General features: G+C 50.3%; 17 protein-coding genes. 6 read left to right on the forward strand and 11 right to left on the reverse strand.

All coding sequences use genetic code 11. From position 1 onward, the window contains the following. Positions 1 to 13 precede the first annotated feature (13 nt). Positions 14 to 1,243 (forward strand): MFS transporter, encoded by a 1,230-nt coding sequence (locus SFW65_00535; GenBank protein ID MDX1921600.1) that lies wholly within the window; start codon positions 14 to 16, stop codon positions 1,241 to 1,243. Here SFW65_00535 and SFW65_00540 read toward each other — a convergent pair whose 3' ends face one another. From SFW65_00540 to groES, 6 genes are all read right to left on the reverse strand, one after another. Continuing rightward, complete coding sequence (locus SFW65_00540) at positions 1,244 to 1,912, reverse strand: hypothetical protein (protein MDX1921601.1); 669 nt, start codon at positions 1,910 to 1,912, stop codon at positions 1,244 to 1,246. It abuts the gene before it with no gap. Positions 1,913 to 1,924: 12 nt separating this feature from the next. After that, positions 1,925 to 2,290 (reverse strand): hypothetical protein, encoded by a 366-nt coding sequence (locus SFW65_00545; protein MDX1921602.1) that lies wholly within the window; start codon positions 2,288 to 2,290, stop codon positions 1,925 to 1,927. Between the two features lie 204 nt (positions 2,291 to 2,494). Further along, positions 2,495 to 3,742, reverse strand: coding sequence for a hypothetical protein (locus tag SFW65_00550; protein MDX1921603.1), 1,248 nt, complete (start codon positions 3,740 to 3,742; stop codon positions 2,495 to 2,497). Positions 3,743 to 3,783: 41 nt separating this feature from the next. Beyond that, entirely contained in the window at positions 3,784 to 4,002 is a 219-nt protein-coding gene (locus SFW65_00555) for a hypothetical protein (protein MDX1921604.1), read from the reverse strand. A 495-nt stretch (positions 4,003 to 4,497) separates the two neighbouring features. Next, positions 4,498 to 6,135, reverse strand: a complete 1,638-nt coding sequence (gene groL, locus SFW65_00560; GenBank protein MDX1921605.1) for a chaperonin GroEL — start codon at positions 6,133 to 6,135, stop codon at positions 4,498 to 4,500. 29 nt (positions 6,136 to 6,164) lie between these two features. Continuing rightward, the gene (gene groES, locus SFW65_00565; protein MDX1921606.1) at positions 6,165 to 6,479 is read right to left on the reverse strand and encodes a co-chaperone GroES; all 315 of its coding nucleotides are present in this window, start codon (positions 6,477 to 6,479) and stop codon (positions 6,165 to 6,167) included. Between the two features lie 464 nt (positions 6,480 to 6,943). On the opposite strand from groES, the gene SFW65_00570 reads away from it, so the two are divergent. Beyond that, positions 6,944 to 7,489, forward strand: coding sequence for a hypothetical protein (locus SFW65_00570; protein ID MDX1921607.1), 546 nt, complete (start codon positions 6,944 to 6,946; stop codon positions 7,487 to 7,489). Positions 7,490 to 7,507: 18 nt separating this feature from the next. Here the strand turns inward: SFW65_00570 and SFW65_00575 are convergent, their stop codons facing one another. Continuing rightward, a complete protein-coding gene (locus SFW65_00575; GenBank protein ID MDX1921608.1) occupies positions 7,508 to 9,166 on the reverse strand; it encodes a tetratricopeptide repeat protein in 1,659 nt (552 codons plus the stop codon). Between the two features lie 242 nt (positions 9,167 to 9,408). Continuing rightward, a complete protein-coding gene (locus SFW65_00580) occupies positions 9,409 to 11,757 on the reverse strand; it encodes a S8 family peptidase (GenBank protein ID MDX1921609.1) in 2,349 nt (782 codons plus the stop codon). A 506-nt stretch (positions 11,758 to 12,263) separates the two neighbouring features. On the opposite strand from SFW65_00580, the gene SFW65_00585 reads away from it, so the two are divergent. From SFW65_00585 to SFW65_00600, 4 genes are all read left to right on the forward strand, one after another. Beyond that, entirely contained in the window at positions 12,264 to 12,848 is a 585-nt protein-coding gene (locus SFW65_00585; protein MDX1921610.1) for a hypothetical protein, read from the forward strand. 30 nt (positions 12,849 to 12,878) lie between these two features. Continuing rightward, positions 12,879 to 13,586, forward strand: coding sequence for a hypothetical protein (locus SFW65_00590; GenBank protein ID MDX1921611.1), 708 nt, complete (start codon positions 12,879 to 12,881; stop codon positions 13,584 to 13,586). Positions 13,587 to 13,680: 94 nt separating this feature from the next. After that, positions 13,681 to 14,187 (forward strand): DUF1993 domain-containing protein, encoded by a 507-nt coding sequence (locus SFW65_00595; protein ID MDX1921612.1) that lies wholly within the window; start codon positions 13,681 to 13,683, stop codon positions 14,185 to 14,187. Between the two features lie 179 nt (positions 14,188 to 14,366). Beyond that, on the forward strand, positions 14,367 to 14,660 hold the full coding sequence (locus SFW65_00600; GenBank protein MDX1921613.1) for a Usg family protein: 294 nt from the start codon (positions 14,367 to 14,369) through the stop codon (positions 14,658 to 14,660). Positions 14,661 to 14,671: 11 nt separating this feature from the next. Here SFW65_00600 and SFW65_00605 read toward each other — a convergent pair whose 3' ends face one another. The 3 genes from SFW65_00605 to SFW65_00615 are packed head-to-tail and all read right to left on the reverse strand — an operon-like array spanning position 14,672 to position 17,058. Next, a complete protein-coding gene (locus SFW65_00605; protein ID MDX1921614.1) occupies positions 14,672 to 15,397 on the reverse strand; it encodes a lysophospholipid acyltransferase family protein in 726 nt (241 codons plus the stop codon). Positions 15,398 to 15,399: 2 nt separating this feature from the next. Next, entirely contained in the window at positions 15,400 to 16,014 is a 615-nt protein-coding gene (locus tag SFW65_00610; protein MDX1921615.1) for a YdcF family protein, read from the reverse strand. A gap of 9 nt (positions 16,015 to 16,023) precedes the next feature. Next, positions 16,024 to 17,058: a hypothetical protein gene (locus SFW65_00615; protein ID MDX1921616.1), complete on the reverse strand. Its 1,035-nt coding sequence runs from the start codon at positions 17,056 to 17,058 to the stop codon at positions 16,024 to 16,026. Positions 17,059 to 17,065: the final 7 nt, after the last annotated feature.

Below are 17,065 nucleotides of genomic sequence, written 5' to 3' on the forward strand. Positions count from 1 at the left end.
AGTGATTAAAAAAATGTTTGATAAACTGTTCAATAATCCCAATTCCCCGTTTCACTATCGTGATTTCTGTCTTTTAAGCTTGTCGCGTTTTATTGGCACGCTGGGCTGGCAAATGTTGGGTGTTGCGATTGGCTGGCAGATTTATGAAATCACCCATGATCCCTTTGCCATCGGCCTTGTGGGATTATCGCAATTTTTGCCCAGCATCATTTTGGTGCTGTTTGCCGGGCAGCTCGCTGACCAGATGGACCGCAAGCTGATTATGGCGGTTACGCATTTCATTGCGGCTTTTGCCGGTGCGATGCTCATGCTGGGCGTCAATTTTGATTTTATGTCGCCTGCGTTGATTTATATCTTGTCGGCATTGCTGGGCGCGGTGCGTATTTTCGGCGCGCCTGCGATGCAGGCGCTGCTCCCTAATTCTGTGCCGCCTGAACAGTTCAGCAAGGCGGTCGCACTCAATTCCAGCATGTTTCAGATTGGCACGATTATGGGCCCCGCGATTGGCGGCGCGCTGTTCTTCTTTGGGGTATCAACGGTCTATACGGTTGCGGGAATTCTGTTATTGCTGGCGGGTATTTTAAATATGCAAATGCGCGTCAAAACCGCGATTGTGAAACGCCCGCTCACGCTTGAGAATTTATTCGCCGGTATTTTATTCATCAAGGAACGCCCGATTTTATTGGGCGCCATTTCACTGGATTTGTTCGCGGTATTATTCGCAAGCGTGATTGCGCTGCTGCCGGTTTATGCCAAAGACATTCTGCATGTCGGCCCGCAAGGGTTAGGGTTATTGCGCTGTGCGCCCGCGATTGGCGCGGTTATCATGTCGCTATGGCTGGCCAAGCATGGCCTTAAAGCAAATGCCGGACGCAATCTGTTTTTAAGCATCGTCGTATTTGCAATAGTGACGATTATTTTCGGTCTTTCGACTAATGCGTATCTATCGTTTGTAATGCTGATGGTGTTGGGTTGTGCCGATATGGTCAGCGTTTATGTGCGCACGCATCTGATGCAAATGAACACCCCCGATGAAATGCGCGGCCGCGTTGCCAGCGTGAACATGCTGTTCATCACCACATCCAACGAGCTGGGCGATTTTGAATCCGGCGCCATGGCGGCGTGGCTGGGCACGGTGCCTGCGGTGGTGGTGGGCGGAATTTTATCACTGGCGGTTGCCGGCATCATCGCATGGCGCGTGCCGTCGCTGCGCAATCTGAAAACACTGGAAGAAGTGAAGTAGTTACAGTTTTAACGCCTGCTTGAATGTTCTGGGCAAATCAGGGCGTATGCTGCGCACCAGTTTGCTGTGGCGGCGCGCGGTGTAACGCCGCAGATGGGTTTTGCTGAATGGCATCGGCACATTGCCGGTCTTGCCGGGGCGCAAAATGGAGCGCAGATAGTTTTCTTTCCCGCCTGCTTTCATGCTGATGCTGTGGGTGATTTCATCAATTGCTTCCTGTAAGGCGATATGCGGCTGTTCGCCGTGGATGAATTTGGCGATTTCTGTTTTCCATACTACGCCTTGCAGTTTGCAGCGTGCCTGCAAGCGTTGCAGCAGCGCGGCGCGCAGGGTTTGGCTATGGGTAATTTTTGCATGACGCGCAAAATAACGGCGCAAATATTTCGCGATGGTTTTATGTGCAGGGTTGGTTTCATCTTGCATCGGCATTTGGCCGACGGGTAAGTCAACATGCAAATATCTGCCGCGCAAAATAGCCGCGATGATTTCGTGACCGCCGATCAGCGCTTCGTTTTTCATTCGCGAGGGCAGGATACGTAACTCTACCTCGCGCAGGATGCTGTTATTGGGTTCATCGGTATAGGGCAGTTTCGGATTGAAATCGGGATGCTCGCGGCGCAGAAATTCGTGCAAGGCTTCGTGCAGATTTTTAGGATTGTTTTTTGCCATGAGCTTTTCCTTTTAAAGATCTTTGCCGGTGCGCGGCGGGCGCGGTTTGCGGGTATGGCGGCGGGTGCGCACGGGTTCGGCGGCTGCCCGTTGCATCGGCGGCGCGGGAGGGATGATGTAAACGGGCAAGCCAAGGCGCGCGCGGTGGCTCATCAGATATTTCGCAAGTTCATTCATCGCGCCATCTGCGCGGCGGGAATAAAGCAGCGTGTCATTATAACCATTGCGGATGGTGTGCAGGGCATTCAACCCGCCTATATAGGGCGCATCGAGATCAGGGTTTAAGAACACGACCTGATTGATATGTTCGAGGGTTTCGCCCGATGCCTCTAAATGCTCGACCAACGCCTGACTTAATGTGAGTGCTTTTGCGTTCATAAAAACTCTAAAAAATATCTGTTTTTAATAGCGCGTGGCGAGGATTAACCACAAGCATGGTTTTACTTGCATTTAGCAATGTTAATAAAAAATCCCCCGCCATTACTGACGGGGGAAGCAGTTTTGAGGGTAAAAGATTAAAACGAATTTGCCATTTGCTCTGCGCCTGCCGTTGGCGCGGGTGACGCAACCGCTCGGGCAAACTTAAGTCATTACAAGATGCCGAGGCGTGCCGCCCATGCTGCGTTTGACGCGCTCGATCATGCGTATATCGCGGCGCTTAATCGCATCGGTAAATAGTGCGGAGGCATCTTCATTCATCTGTTCAAAGTTATCGTTGGTGAACAGGGTTTGCGTGATGCGTTTTACTTCCGCTTCGCCTTTGGTTTCCAAAACGCCCGCCAGATAAAATTCCTTCATCCGTTCCAGTACCGCCGATGTTTTGGCCAGCACACGTTTGGGATTTTCTTCCAGCGCATGCACCATTTCCTTGGAGGCTTTATATACCCGCGCTTCTTCGCGCGATTGCTTGAGCCAGCGCGGCCCTTTGGAAATGATATTCGCAACCTGCAATTGCGCAAGGGTAAGCCACGCACCGATATAGGCGGTGGCAACCCCAAGGCCGATTTTTTGCGATGGGCGCTCGCTGCCCAAGGCTTTTAAATCCGCCGCGGTGCGCGATGCTTCCAATACCGCGGCATCAAAGGCTTTTTGCGCGGTGGCCAAATCCTTGACCAGATAATCATTATGCGGATTGCCATCAACCATCACATGCTTGCCGCCCACGCCGCCATGATTGACCTGTTCGGTTAGCCGCGCGACTTGATCCTGCAAATTGGCTTTGGCATCGGCTGCGATTGCTGCTTTGGTCGCGGCGGCGTTATGCACACCATCCCATCCTGTAAAGGCATTCGCCCATGTGTTCACGTATTCAGGATTTGCGCTCGCCACCTGATACGCTGCAGCAAGTGCAAGCGCCGATGCTGCCGCCGTGTAACCTGCCCGCGCCGCATTGCTTTCCGAGGTGCCGATTAGTGATGCGGTGAGCAGAGATGCCGCCGCCATGCCATAGAACATCGGGCTTTTGGCGATCAGCATGGTTGCGCCGCCGCCAAACACCGCAATATCAACCGCAAAAGCTGAAAGCAGACCAATAGTAATCAATGATTTCGATGAAAGATTGTTGATGTTGTTAAACAAAAGCCCAATGGAGCTGCCGAATTTCAGCGTGGTTTCGGCCTTGGCCAGTTCATATTGCTGCAATAAGTATTCGGCGGCCAAATTTGCGAATTGCTTGGCGGTCATTTCTTCGCCATTGCGGCCTTTATTGACCAGCAATTCCTTGATGTTCATTTCAATGATGTTGGTTTTATCGGCTCCGCTATCACCCGATGGAATGATGGAAGGTGAGGCAACAACAGGCAAAGCAATGGTGTCATGGGACGAACGCATGGGAACCCCTCATTCAGATTTTATAATTTTTATGGTTTGGTTTAGTTAGCGGAGCGCTGCTCGCTCGCTTGCGGGGGCCCGCGGCCTGAATGCTGCAAAATAGCAGTGCGGTGGCATAATTCGCGTGATTGGGCACGTGACTGAGTGCAGGCGCGATGCGCGCGGTGCAGCAGTTGGGTGAGGAAGTCGAGATCATCCGCAACGCTGGTGCGGGTGCTGGATGGTGCTGGTGGTTGTTGAACTTTTGACAGTTCGGCCATGACCAACGCTTTCTTAAAAATTCTTAAACGCTTAAATCAATTAATTAAACAAAATCGGCTATGTGACTAATGTGCACCGTTTTCGATGAAGAATGTATTAAGTGAATTTTGTTTCATTTCAATTTGCGCAAAATAGTTTGCAAGTATTAGTGGGCAAGTAATTCATACGCACGTGCAAGTAAAAATGTATTTAAATATTTGATTTTGCCCGAACTGCAAGCAGAGCCGGTTGCGCGTATGCGCAGAGGCATCGCGTAAATAAAATGGCGCAACCGCTCGGGCGGTTTGGAAATACCGTCATTGCGAGCGCAGCGAAGCAATCCACACGAACATAAATTGGATTGCTTCGCCTCATAGAGATGAGGCTCGCAATGACGATTGGGAAATGCAGGTAATAAAAAACCCCGCCATTTCTGACGGGGTTCTCTATGTTTTTTTGGCGCGATGCCTCTGAGCTACGCTCAACCGGCCCTGCGCCTATGGACTTTTAATTTATTAAAAGTCCATATCACCCATGCCGCCGTGACCGCCGCCAGCCGGAGGAGCTTCCTTCTTCGGCTTGTCAGCAATCATCGCTTCGGTGGTGATGAGCAAACCAGCAACCGATGCAGCCGATTGCAGCGCGGTGCGCACAACCTTAGCAGGATCGATAATGCCGGCTTCGTACATGTCAACATATTCACCGTTTTGTGCATCGTAACCGAACGAGGTTTTCTTTTGTTCGGTCAATTTGCCAACTACCAACGCGCCGTCGATACCTGCGTTTTCAGCGATTTGACGGATAGGAGCTTGCACCGCGCGGCGGATGATGTCGATGCCGCGACGTTGATCGTCGTTAGCAAACTTCACCTTATCCAAAACGCTTGAAGCGTAGAGCAATGCGGTACCGCCGCCGGGGAGAATACCTTCTTCCACAGCTGCACGGGTTGCGTGCATTGCATCGTCAACGCGGTCTTTGCGTTCTTTCACTTCTACTTCGGTTGCGCCGCCAACACGGATAACGGCAACGCCGCCAGCGAGTTTAGCAAGACGTTCTTGAAGCTTTTCACGGTCGTAGTCAGATGTGGTGTCTTCCATTTGCTGACGGATTTGACCGCAACGTGCTTCGATATCCTTCTTCTTGCCTGCGCCATCAACGATGGTGGTGTTTTCCTTGTCGATGCGAACTTTTTTCGCACGGCCAAGCATAGCAAGGGTTACGGTTTCGAGTTTGATGCCGAGATCTTCGGAGATGAGCTGACCACCGGTTAAGGTTGCCATATCTTCCATCATCGACTTGCGGCGATCGCCAAAGCCAGGCGCCTTAACCGCAGCAACTTTCAAACCACCGCGCAGCTTGTTAACGACGAGGGTTGCCAATGCTTCGCCTTCGATTTCTTCAGCGATGATGAGCAATGGACGGCCCGATTGCACAACTGCTTCCAATACTGGAAGAAGTGGTTGCAGACCCGACAGCTTCTTTTCATGGAAAAGAATGTAGGGCTCTTCCAGTTCGCAGATCATCTTGTCCGCATTGGTCACGAAGTAAGGTGATGCAAAGCCGCGATCGAACTGCATGCCTTCAACAACATCCAATTCCGTTTCAAGGCTCTTTGCTTCTTCGACCGTAATCACGCCTTCATTGCCAACCTTCGCCATAGCTTGGGCCAAGAATTGACCGATTTCCTTATCGCCGTTCGCGGAGATGGTTCCAACTTGCTTGATTTCATCGTTGGACTTTACCTTGCGGGATTGCTTCTTCAATTCTTCAACAATCGCTTCAACGGCCATATCCACGCCGCGTTTCAGATCCATCGGGTTCATGCCTGCGGCTACCGCTTTGGTACCTTCTTGCGCAATTGCTTGGGCAAGTACGGTTGCGGTGGTGGTGCCATCGCCAGCAAAATCGTTGGTTTTGCTTGCAACTTCCTTCACCAATTGTGCGCCCATATTTTCGAGCTTGTCGGAAAGTTCGATTTCCTTGGCAACGGTTACGCCGTCCTTGGTGGTACGTGGCGCACCGAAGGATTTTTCAATCACGACGTTACGGCCTTTTGGACCCAGCGTTACCTTTACGGCATTCGCCAGAATGTTCACGCCGTTTAAAAGGCGGTCACGCGCATCGGCGTGAAATACAACTTGTTTAGCACCCATGTTTTTTACTCCTGTTAGATTTTAAATTCTTAAGCAGCTTTTTTCTTGGATGATGTGGTTTCCACAACGCCCATAATGTCGCTTTCCTTCATGATGAGGAGGTCTTCGCCATCAATCTTCACTTCGGTACCTGACCACTTGCCGAAAATCACGCGGTCGCCGGTCTTTACATCCAAAGGAACAATCTTGCCGCTTTCATCGCGTGCGCCTGCGCCCACGGCAATGATTTCGCCTTCTTGTGGTTTTTCTTTAGCGGTGTCTGGGATGATGATGCCGCCAGCGGTCTTTGCTTCGCCTTCCAGGCGACGCACCACAACGCGGTCATGTAATGGTCTGAATTTCATATATGTCTCCATTATAGTTTTGTTTATCCCGCTGATTATTTTGGTGCGACTGCTCTGCGCCAAATGGCGCAACCGCGACTGCACTTGATATTCCGCGCGAAAAACGGGTTGGTTTTAACGGGATCTAAGGGCTGTTAGCACTCTCGCCCCGCGAGTGCCAATGTATATAGCTTGTGTTCCCGCAATCCTCAAGCGGTGATATTGTTGAAAATAATGAAAGTAAATTTTATGGATGTAACTTTTGCTTAGGGTCGGGTTGTCAGCCATTTGGCGCTGATCGATGGTGGCAATTTTTTTTAAAAATGCGCTGTGCATACCCGGAGCCTCAAATCAATTCTTCAAAACTGTTCGGCGCGCAATTCCTTTCCTTCAAACCAACACGTTCCGGCTTCAATAAAAATCGTTTTACCAATTTGTAAGCAATTTATGGTTTTTTGGACATCGCGTCATCACAAGGGAACACTATGTCCAAAGACCAGCAATCCAAAAAGAACCTGCCCAAAAATTTTACACGTGGTGAAGACGGCACGCTGTTTGTAAAGCCCGATCTCAGCTTGAAGAAAAAACTCGGCATGGGGAAATCGATCAAAGCGATGCTGAATACATCAGCAATCGAAAAAGCCGAAGCAGCGATGCAAAGCACATTGCCCGAATTGATGAATGAAATTAAGGGCGCGCTGAAAACGCTGCAACGGATTGTCGGGGAATTAAAGCCCGGCGCGGTTGCATCCGATGAAATGCGCGCGATTATCGAAAAGAGCTTTGAAATTAAGGGCAAGGCGGGGTTCTGCAATTACCCGATGGCCTCGTCTTTCTCGCGCTTCCTTTATCTGTTCTGCGAAGGGCTGGTTGAACAGAAAATCACCGCGCAGGAAATCACCATGATTTCAACCTGCGTGAACATTCTTACCGTTATCTTCGAGCGCAATTTCGAAGGTGAAGGTGATAATGAAAGCATTGAAGATTTCATTGAAGATGGCGCGGATAAAAGCCCATTTGCCGATTTATAAACGCATGCAGCGTTAGCCCTAGCGATCATTCTTCTTGTCTTTGCCTTTTTTCTTTTTCTTGCCGGTCTGGCTGTTATCGGCCGGGCGTGTGGGCGTAGCGGCAAGTGTATCACCTGTTTGGCCAGCTTCGCGTGCTAGACGCGCAGCAGCTTTGGCCGCCCTTTCTGCGTCTCTTTTTATTTTCCATTCCGGTACTTCTTTTGGCCCTGCGAAAACAACCTGGTCAGGGTTTTTTCCGCCCATTTTATAAATCAAGGTGCGTTTGCCATCGGGTTGCGTGATGGTTTCATCGGCGCGGTCTTCAAGCGCGGTCATCAACGCTTTTATTTGCTTGATCTGTGCTTGGCTTGGCATGGCGTATTCGCCGCCTTCCTTGCGTGCCAGAATGTCGCGGTAAATGGAGTACGCTTCGTTATAGCTCAACGCATGGCCGTTGCCGGTTTCGTGGTCTTGCGCCTGTTGAATATCGGCGGCGACATTTTTTTCAGGACTATCAAAGCCGTTATTCGGGCCAAAGGTAATCGATGTGCCGTCATCAAAAGTGATACGACGATCGCCATTGGCATAGCGATACCACGTCTTGGTATCTTTTATCGCTTCTTCTTCCAAGGCACGGCGTGCGCGTTTCACATCCGCAATCTGGGTAGGCGTTAATGGCTGGGTTGATACGGTAATGGTATCGCCAGGGCGGCGCGGGCGGCCCAGCAAATGGTAATAGATATTGAGCGCGGTTGCCTTGTTGTGTTCAGGATGATTGCTGCCGGTATCCTTGAACCAGGTTTCATAGAGTTTTGCGAGTTCGATAAAGGAACGCGGATAGCCTTTATCCACCGCTTTCTTGTGCCATTCAACGGCCCGCACCACATCGCGCGGTACTGCGTTGTTGAATGCCGCTGCACCTGAGTAAGCGCGGCCCAGCGAATACATGGCAGAGATACGGCCTTGTGCTGCGGATTGATGCAGCATGTCCATGCCGAATTTTGCGTTTTGCAAATCTTCAAATTCGGCTGCGCGTTCAGGGTGCTTGAGCGCGATGTCGGCAATGCGCGCAGAAACACCTATATCCGTGCTCAAGGCATTGGTGATGACAATACCCAGCTCGCGCTGCGCATCGGAATGGCCCATCAATGCAGCTTTCTTGAAAACCCGAGCGGCCTCCAGATAATCGCGGTCGCTTTCCCGCGCTTCACCCATGTAAATAGTGCCCAAATCATAAAGCGCAAACGGATCATCTTTGTTAGCGGCCAATTTCAAAAGTTCAATGGCTTTATCAACGCTGCGTTCAACGCCCAACCCGCCACGGCCATGCATGAAGCTGAGAATGCGCAGCGCACCGGCATGGCCTTCATTCGCTTGCACGATAAGCCATTGGCGGTTTTTGAGCAGTTTTTCGCGGCCCTTAGCTTCTTCGCCAATCATGCCGATGCTGCCAGCCTGCATTAGGCCAAGCATTACGGTGCAAAGGCGTTCGCCATTATCAAGGGTTTCTTCAATCGCTGCGCCCTGTTCAAGCCAGGTGCGCGCAAGAACAGTATCCACTTCACGAAGCCCAAAACCTTGGAAAATAATATTCGCGCCAATCGCGATGGCTTCCAGATCGCCATCTTCCGCGCGTGAAAAAATATCCGCGAAATCCACGTTCTTGTAATTGAAATGCCCGCTTAACGGATGAACCATGAAGGCTCCATATGGTTTAAAAATAATACGCTACGTGCGTGTCACCGTTCTACTGCGAAAGCGTGAAAGTAACAAAGTCACATTGTTTAATTTGGATAATAATTTAGAAGCGTTAACCATACTTGGTGGTCAACATATAGCAGTATGATTACAACGCATTAGCTGCACTGTTAAAAATCCAGCACGCATAAAAAAAGCCCCGCATGTGCGGGGCTTTTAGGTTAGGCATTAAGAACCGTTGATTAGAAGCTCAGCTTGTAGCGTGCCATAGCAATCGCTTCGCTTTGGCCAGCCACATGGCCGGCATTTTCACGAAGGAGCAAACCGGCTGCGAATTTGCCTTTTTCGTTGACTTCTGTTGTGTAGAACGCCTGCAAGTCCAGTTCGTGGGCTTCAGCACTGATATCAGCAGTTGAAGAATGGAAGTTCACGCTGCCATCTGCATTTTGCGAGTCAGCCATATTAAGGTTCATGGTTGCATTGTTTACGCGCAGTGGCTCGCTGACCACGAAACCGAAGGTGTCGGATTTGCCAATCACGCCCGTCTTGGTCAAGCCAGCGCGGAAGGATTGGGAATTGATATCCGATACATTTTCAACCAGGGAGCTGCGTGCGCTTTGTACCTTCGACCAGCCCATTTCAAAGCCACCGAATGCATTCAAGCCGCCGCCCAAATCAACCTTCGCGCTTACACCGGCAAACATGGTGTTGGTGCTATCAGCCAGTTTGGTTACACCGCTGGAGATTGAACCGAGCATCGCGTTTTGTTCGTTCACAAAACCGCCGGTGAACGCAAAGCCGGAATGTTTGGTGCCAAACGTGGTGCCGATTTCAGCAACGCCGCCATATACCTTGCCAAGATTTTTGGAATAGTTTGGATCTTGAGAAAGGGTCACTGGCGCATTCAAATCGGTTGCTTGTTCACCAAAGAAGCTACCGCCTTTTACCCATACATCATCGCTAAGGTTTGCTTTTGCTGCGACCGTAATCGGGTTCTTGGCCAGTGACATATAAGGGTTTACCAGGGCTTCGCCATCGACCAGCTTGCCGGCAAAGGCAACATCGCGTGGCGCCAGGCCAAAGACCAGGCTTGGGTTGATGTTGAATGCCGCTGTAGTAGTGGTGCCAGCAACTGGGGTTTCAATAAACATCCGCACACCATCAAATTGTGCGCCGCCAATCGTTGTTTTGGTGTCTGCATTGGCAAAGCCATAAGTGGTTTGGCCGATGGTGGTCGTTTCCATGCCATTATTGAAATCACGCAGTGCGCTTACGCTATCAAAGCTTGGCATCGCATTGCTAAAGAACGCAGCGCTATCCATGTAGAAATCGCGGCCGAATTCATCAAAGGTGATGATGCGAAGTTGTTCAGCACTTTTGGCGCTGCGACCATAAGTACCAAAGCCGCGTCCGAACTTGCTGCCCGAACCGGTCGTTGGGCTGGTTGGGGTAACGGGTTTTGGTGTGGTCGGGGTTGTGGGTGTGGTTGGTTTTGGTGTCGTTGGCGTTGGGGTTGGCGTGGTGGTTGTGCCAACGGGACGTGTAGCTGCTTCAAGATTTAACAAGCCCTGACCGTACACGGCGCTATTGGCATAGATGCCGGTCTTGGTTGCAGTTTTGAACAAAATTGCCTTGATTTGCGCATTGGTCAGCTTTGGCCATTGTTGTTTAAGTACAGCCGCAGCGCCCGAGATAACCGGCGCAGCGAACGATGTGCCGCTACCCGTACCATAGGAATTGTTGGCATTGCGCATGGTTGAAACCACCGCGCTGCCCGGAGCAGCAAGACACCATGCCGCTGTATCACCGCAGCGGTTTGAATAGCTGGCGATTGCGCCGGTACCATCAATCGCCACCGCTGAAATCCAGCCGGCGGTCAATTCGGAATAAAGTTTTGGCAAGGCCGCATAGAAACCGGGTTGGGATTTACCTTCATTACCGGCTGCGAACACGATGATGCGGTTTGCCTTTACCGCTTCGCGGTATGCTTGCAAGGTTTGACCCATAAAACCATCAAGGCCAGCTTTGGTTACTGCGCTGATTTGGGTGGACGTGTTCCATGAATTATTCATCACGCCAGCGCCGTGGCTGGTTGCATAACGGATAGCGGTTGCAAGCTTGTTATCCGAAAGGCTAACCGAACCATCGGCGTTTACAATGCGGATGGTCAGGATTTTGCTGTTATACGCGATACCTTGGGCACCAAGTCCGTTGCGTTCACCAGCGATGATGCCCGATACGAATGTACCATGGCCGTTTACGTCGGATGCAACACCTTCAAGACCGGTTACCGCATCAAAGCCCACGCCTGAAATGTTAGCATTCAGATCTTCATGGGTTTTGTTCATGCCGCTATCGAATACGGCAACGATTTGGCCTGCGCCGGTAAATCCGCGTGCATAGGCATCGGCCGCGCCAATCGCGCTCAGCTGCCAGCCGCGGTTATATTCTGCTGTCTTGAAGTCGGATGCTGATGCTGCCATCGCATCGGTTGCGGCAAAGGATGCAAGGGTGAAAAGGCCTGAAAGAACGGTATGGCGTAAAGAATTCTTAGCAATTATCTGAAAGCTTTTTTTGCTCTTCTCGGTCATGTTGCTAACCTAAAAATTATTCGTTTCGGGTAGCACCAGAATAAGGTTAAAATCGTCACCGAAACATTAATGTCGCTGTGGATAACCTTTTGTTTTATAATGAAAATTTACCAAGAAAATGATTAAAATTTTTGAGAAAATGTATTTCAAATTTGATGCATTTTGAATCTATTAACCATGCTCAAAAACTTTATTCAGGAAGATTAACAGCGCGCAAAAAAGTACGGCGCGCCATTTTAAGAATTGGGGCGCCTAAAAAACCGCAGATTCAAAAATTTGCGCGTTAATTGAATGGTATTTGAAGCGCTTTGTTCAAAGAATTTTTAGCTGTGCGAACCTTTGCTTAAGGTTACTCATCGATTTCGGAAAAAAAATGCCGCGTTTTAACCACGCTTTGCCGCATTGTGCGAATTAGTTTCTGATCCATGCTGTAAATTAGAATGCATATTCAAGATGTTGGGCCGCGACTCAAGGCTTTTTAAGCCGCTTTTTTTAAAGGGTTTACAGTGTCGGATTACATAAATGCCAAACGTGAAATTGCCAATCAACAAGCGGCAGCAGCTGCACGCATTGAAGTAGCAGCGATGGTGGAACGCGAAAGACAACGCGCAGAAGCCGCAGCCAATCCTGCACAAGCGCCATTGAACCACGATGATATTGATGCAAAACGCATCGCATTCATTGCTGCGCGTGAAATAAATGATGGATACAAGACAGATGTGTATCTGCTTCCTGATGTTGCAGGTGGCCCTTTGATCGCTGTTCCCTATCCACACAATACCGCTGATGCAGTCACGCATTTCAACGAGATGGGTGAGGGTGATATCGCGCTGATAAAAGCCCAAGGCTGCGGGCTTGCCGTAAATGCCAAAACCGTTTCCGAATTGCGCCGCACGCCTGACGCCATCACCAGCGCATTGGTATTTTGGAATAGCAGTGACGGGCCCCAAGGATTGCCAGCGCGTTTGAGAATTGAGGAGATTGAGCAGATCGAAGCCGAGATCAATCTTGCCAAATTGCAGGCAATAGCTAAACATAATCTGGTGCAGCATGGCGCGCCAGCCAAAGAGGTGCAGTTAAATTGTGCGTGATAAACTATATCCGGCGGGTTGAGTGGCAGCATGAGTGAGATCGCATCAGCATTACCCCAACATCCAAACGCTGCTGCGCTTACGTTGACGCCGGCTGAACACCGCCTCCTTGATCAATTGAAGATAGATAAAACCCTTGCCCTTGACCATTTCGGGCTTGCTCCAAATGATGAGGAAACCGCCCGTTTTATCCGTCTGCTTGGTAATGACCATTCGGTATCGGTTGGCGTGGCCGCGCTTGTCGAACGGCTTTATGCGCAAGTAACCGAGGCGTTTGGTGCGCAGTCAGCGTGGGTTACGCTGCGCGCTTCACTTCCCAATCACAAATTTGATGTGCCGCGTTGGCACATCGATGGATATTTTTATGAACCATTCCAAGGTGCCCAGTACAAGGCAGCCATCGCGTTAAAAGGGCCCGGAACATTGTTCGCCTCCCTTAATGATGAATGGCGCAGCGCATTTCTTGAATGCATGATGCAGCACAATCCAAGCAATCCATTGGATGACCGTATTAAGCTAGCGAAAATGATTGCCGAGCAAGGACAAGTAACGATGACCGGAGAACGCCAAGGGGCGGTATTTGCAGTGGGTGATAGAAAAGCCAGTACCATTCATTCGGAACCGCCCGTGAACGCGCCACGATTATTTCTTTCAATCGTGCCCGGGACCCGTGACCAGATTGCGGCATTAAAAAAGCGTTGGTCGAATAATAATAAGCCTGCTGCGAACGCAACATAAATCAGCTTTGGTTTGGTAACTTATCTAGACCCCTTGCCTTTATTTGGTCGCGGGCTAGATAGGTTGCACCCCTTTATCCAAACGGAGCTTCCTTATGACCCTATCTATGTATCAGGCCTCTATTCCCGTTATTACCCGTGAATTGGGTATTCTTTCCGAGATTTTAAAAAAGGGTGAAGCCTTGGCGGCGGCTAAAAAAATTGATCCCAGCGTGCTGATTAATGCACGCCTTGCACCCGATATGTTGCCGCTTGCCAAACAAATCCAGATTGCCAGTGATGTCACCAAGGGCGGCATTGCCCGTTTGGCCGGCGCAGAAATTCCAAGCTATGCAGATACCGAAACCACCTTTGCCGAATTGCAGGAACGCATCGCCAAGACCATTAAATTCGTAAGCGGTTTTACGGCTGCGCAGATCGATGGCAGCGAAGAAAAAACCATTTCATTGAAAGTGGGCGGACAGGATATGCAGATGAAGGGTCAGCAATATTTGCTGGGGTTTGTGCTGCCGAACCTCTTTTTCCATATCACGATTGCCTACGCAATTTTGCGTCACAATGGCGCCGAACTTGGCAAGCGCGACTTTTTGGGCAGTCTATAATCTCTAACTGGCACGTTGGCTTTTTGTCGTTTTTTTCCGCTCCGGTACTCACGTACTTAAACGTACGCTGCGCTCCGGTGCTCAAAAAACAGCAAAAATCCTTAGCGCCAGCGAGATTCTAAAGCTTTGGGAATCTTGCTTTTAACTAAAAATTATCTGTATTTTCGTAACCTAAAGGAATGGCAGATGGTGGTGGCATCATTGTTCCAAGTAATGATTTTAAGCGGCAGCTTGAAAACTACAGGCTGACCACCGCGGAAATTCTCTACCGCATGCCGGACCACCCCAAATTATTGCAAAGTTTCATCTGGCAGGATTTAGACCTGTTGCCGAAGTTTCCTGTCTTGCGCAAATTTCTGAATTTCTGGGAAAGCAAGCTGGATGGCAAATTGTATCAGGTGCGCATCGCGGTGGTTGACCATATCAGCAGCCGCGATTATCAGGTCATCGAAAAAGAACTGACGATTAATTAGAAATATTTTGCTCAAACGCTCTCAATCGCGGCTTGCAACTTCTGCATCATTTCATCGCGTGGCAGTCCTGCGGGGATGGGCTTATGAATGGTGACGCGCACGGTTCCCGGAAAATGGATATCCAAAAAGCCGAAGAGTTTGAGGCGTGACCAGTATTCACCCGAATTAAGTGAAATAGGCACCACCGGCACGTTCAAATGTTCATACAAAACGCCAACACCGCGTTGATAGGGCCGTGTTTCGCCGAGTTTCACGCGTGTGCCTTGCGGGAAAATAATGATGGCGCGCTTTTGACGGATAAAGGCTTCGCCCGCACCGAGCATCCGGCGGATATCGCTGCCCTTTTTGGCGCGCTGCACCGGAATGGCACCATATTTATCCATACAGGGGCCCCATAAGGGCACTTTGAGCAATTCTTCCTTGAGCACAATTGCGGCATCAGGGAACCAGATGGGTACCTGCATCGCTTCCCATGCAGCTTGGTGTTGCAGGGCGGCGATGAACGGCTTTTCCGGCAGGTTTTCAAGGCCGATTTTCTCGTGGTGCAAATTCAGGATAACGCGTTCGCCCCAATCAATCACCTTAACCCATGCGGCGATGAATTTTAAAAACAAGGCGCGGTCATTGGAAACCGTGCCGGCAATGAGTGCCGCCAGACTGCCCAAGGGCGCCCATGTGAAAAAGAAAATAGTGAACGCAATGTTGCGTAGCACGATAAGGGGGGTAACTTTCGGCATGCTTATTCAAGTACCATGATGCTGTGCACGGCAGCCTTTAAGGTGGCGAAGATGTATTTGGCATATTCTTCCATCAGCATTCCCGCCGTGCCGGGGTGTAACCACCATTCATGAATATGGGCAATGCTGGGGTTCACCGCGACATGATAGACAGGATTGTTCGGCAAGGACTGATGGAATTCCAGTAATGCACGACGCATATGGTAATTGGCCGTAACCATGATGATGCTTTTCATATTGTATTTTTGCATCCAGCCTGCGGCTTCCTTGGCATTGCCATGGGTATCTTCGGCAAAGACGCCAAGGGTGATGCAACATTCCATTTTATTGCGCACGGGATGGTTTTGAATGAACTGGGTCGGATTGGCGCGCGGATCAACGCCGGAGATAAGCAAACGCGGTGCATACCCGCCTTGCAATAATTCAAGACCCATGGGCACGCGTTCTGTGCCACCGGTTAGCACCACAATGCCATCGGCTTTGAGCGCCGGATCGATGATGTTGGTGGGCATGGTTACCACATCATTGGTGAATAACAAAAACCCGCCCAGCCAAAACACCAGGATTAAGAAGAAGCCGTTGAACAGTGGCGGCAGGAATGAATTGCGCAAACTCATAAGAAGATACTACAGCAGACGACGCAGGGCCTGCAAGACGGTGAAGCGCGCCGCCAGTAAACAAAAGAGAATGGAGGCGCAAAACAGAATGCCCCATTCAAGGATTAGCGCGACCCAGTCAAAGAAACCGATATCGAAATTAGGGAACATTGAAAAATCAAGACCCGCTGCGCTTTTGACAATCAGGATGAGCGTGATGAAGAGGAAGGCGAGCGCAACCGAACAGGACACCAGCATCAGGCGTAAAATGCTCATACCGGTGTGCTGGGCAATTGCGTTATCTTCCGCGCCGATGAGATGCAAAATTTCAATCATGTCGCGGTTCATGTAAAATGTTGCTTGCGCGGCAAAATATGCGGAGAGGATTAACGCGCCAACACTCAGCACAATAATGGTAAGCGAGATGTTGCGCATGCTCTGGCCAAAGGCGACAAGCTGCCCCATAAATCTTCCATGATCATCCAGCGTGGTGCCGGGTACATCGGCAATGATTTTGGCGATGGCGTTTTTATCAATCGTGGCCTTTGGATCAAGCTGCACATCCAGCAGTAACGGCAGCGGCAAGCCATCCAGCGTGATTTTTTCGCCCAGCCACGGCTTTAATAAATCGCGCATATGGTTGAGGGGCACGGGTTCAGCCTTTGTCACGCCGGGGAGTTTGCGCAGCGCCGTTTGTACCTGCTTTAAACGGTCTTCGGCGGATTTCCAATCCTTCTGCTCCGATGTTGCGCTTAAGATTTCAACGGTCATGGAAGAACGAATACCGGTATCCATGCCATCAGCCGCGTGACCCAATACAAAGTGAATAAGTAGCGCGAGCGCGGAAACAAACAGAAGCGTTGCAAGAAGAATGGCGAGCGCGACCGACATTTTGCGGTCATTAGTCGGCAGTTGTACTGCCATGGGTTTGCGCATCATGCCTTTCAGGCTTTGCTGCATATCGGCAATTTTATGTTGCCAGCCCATGAACCAGTGCGCCCACGGCGTTTGCGGGTTGCTATCGGTGATTTCAACAACAGAGGTAACGGGTTCGCGGGTCAGCATGCGCGGA

Source organism: Alphaproteobacteria bacterium, assembly GCA_033762625.1.
Classification (GTDB): domain Bacteria; phylum Pseudomonadota; class Alphaproteobacteria; order UBA9219; family RGZA01; genus RGZA01.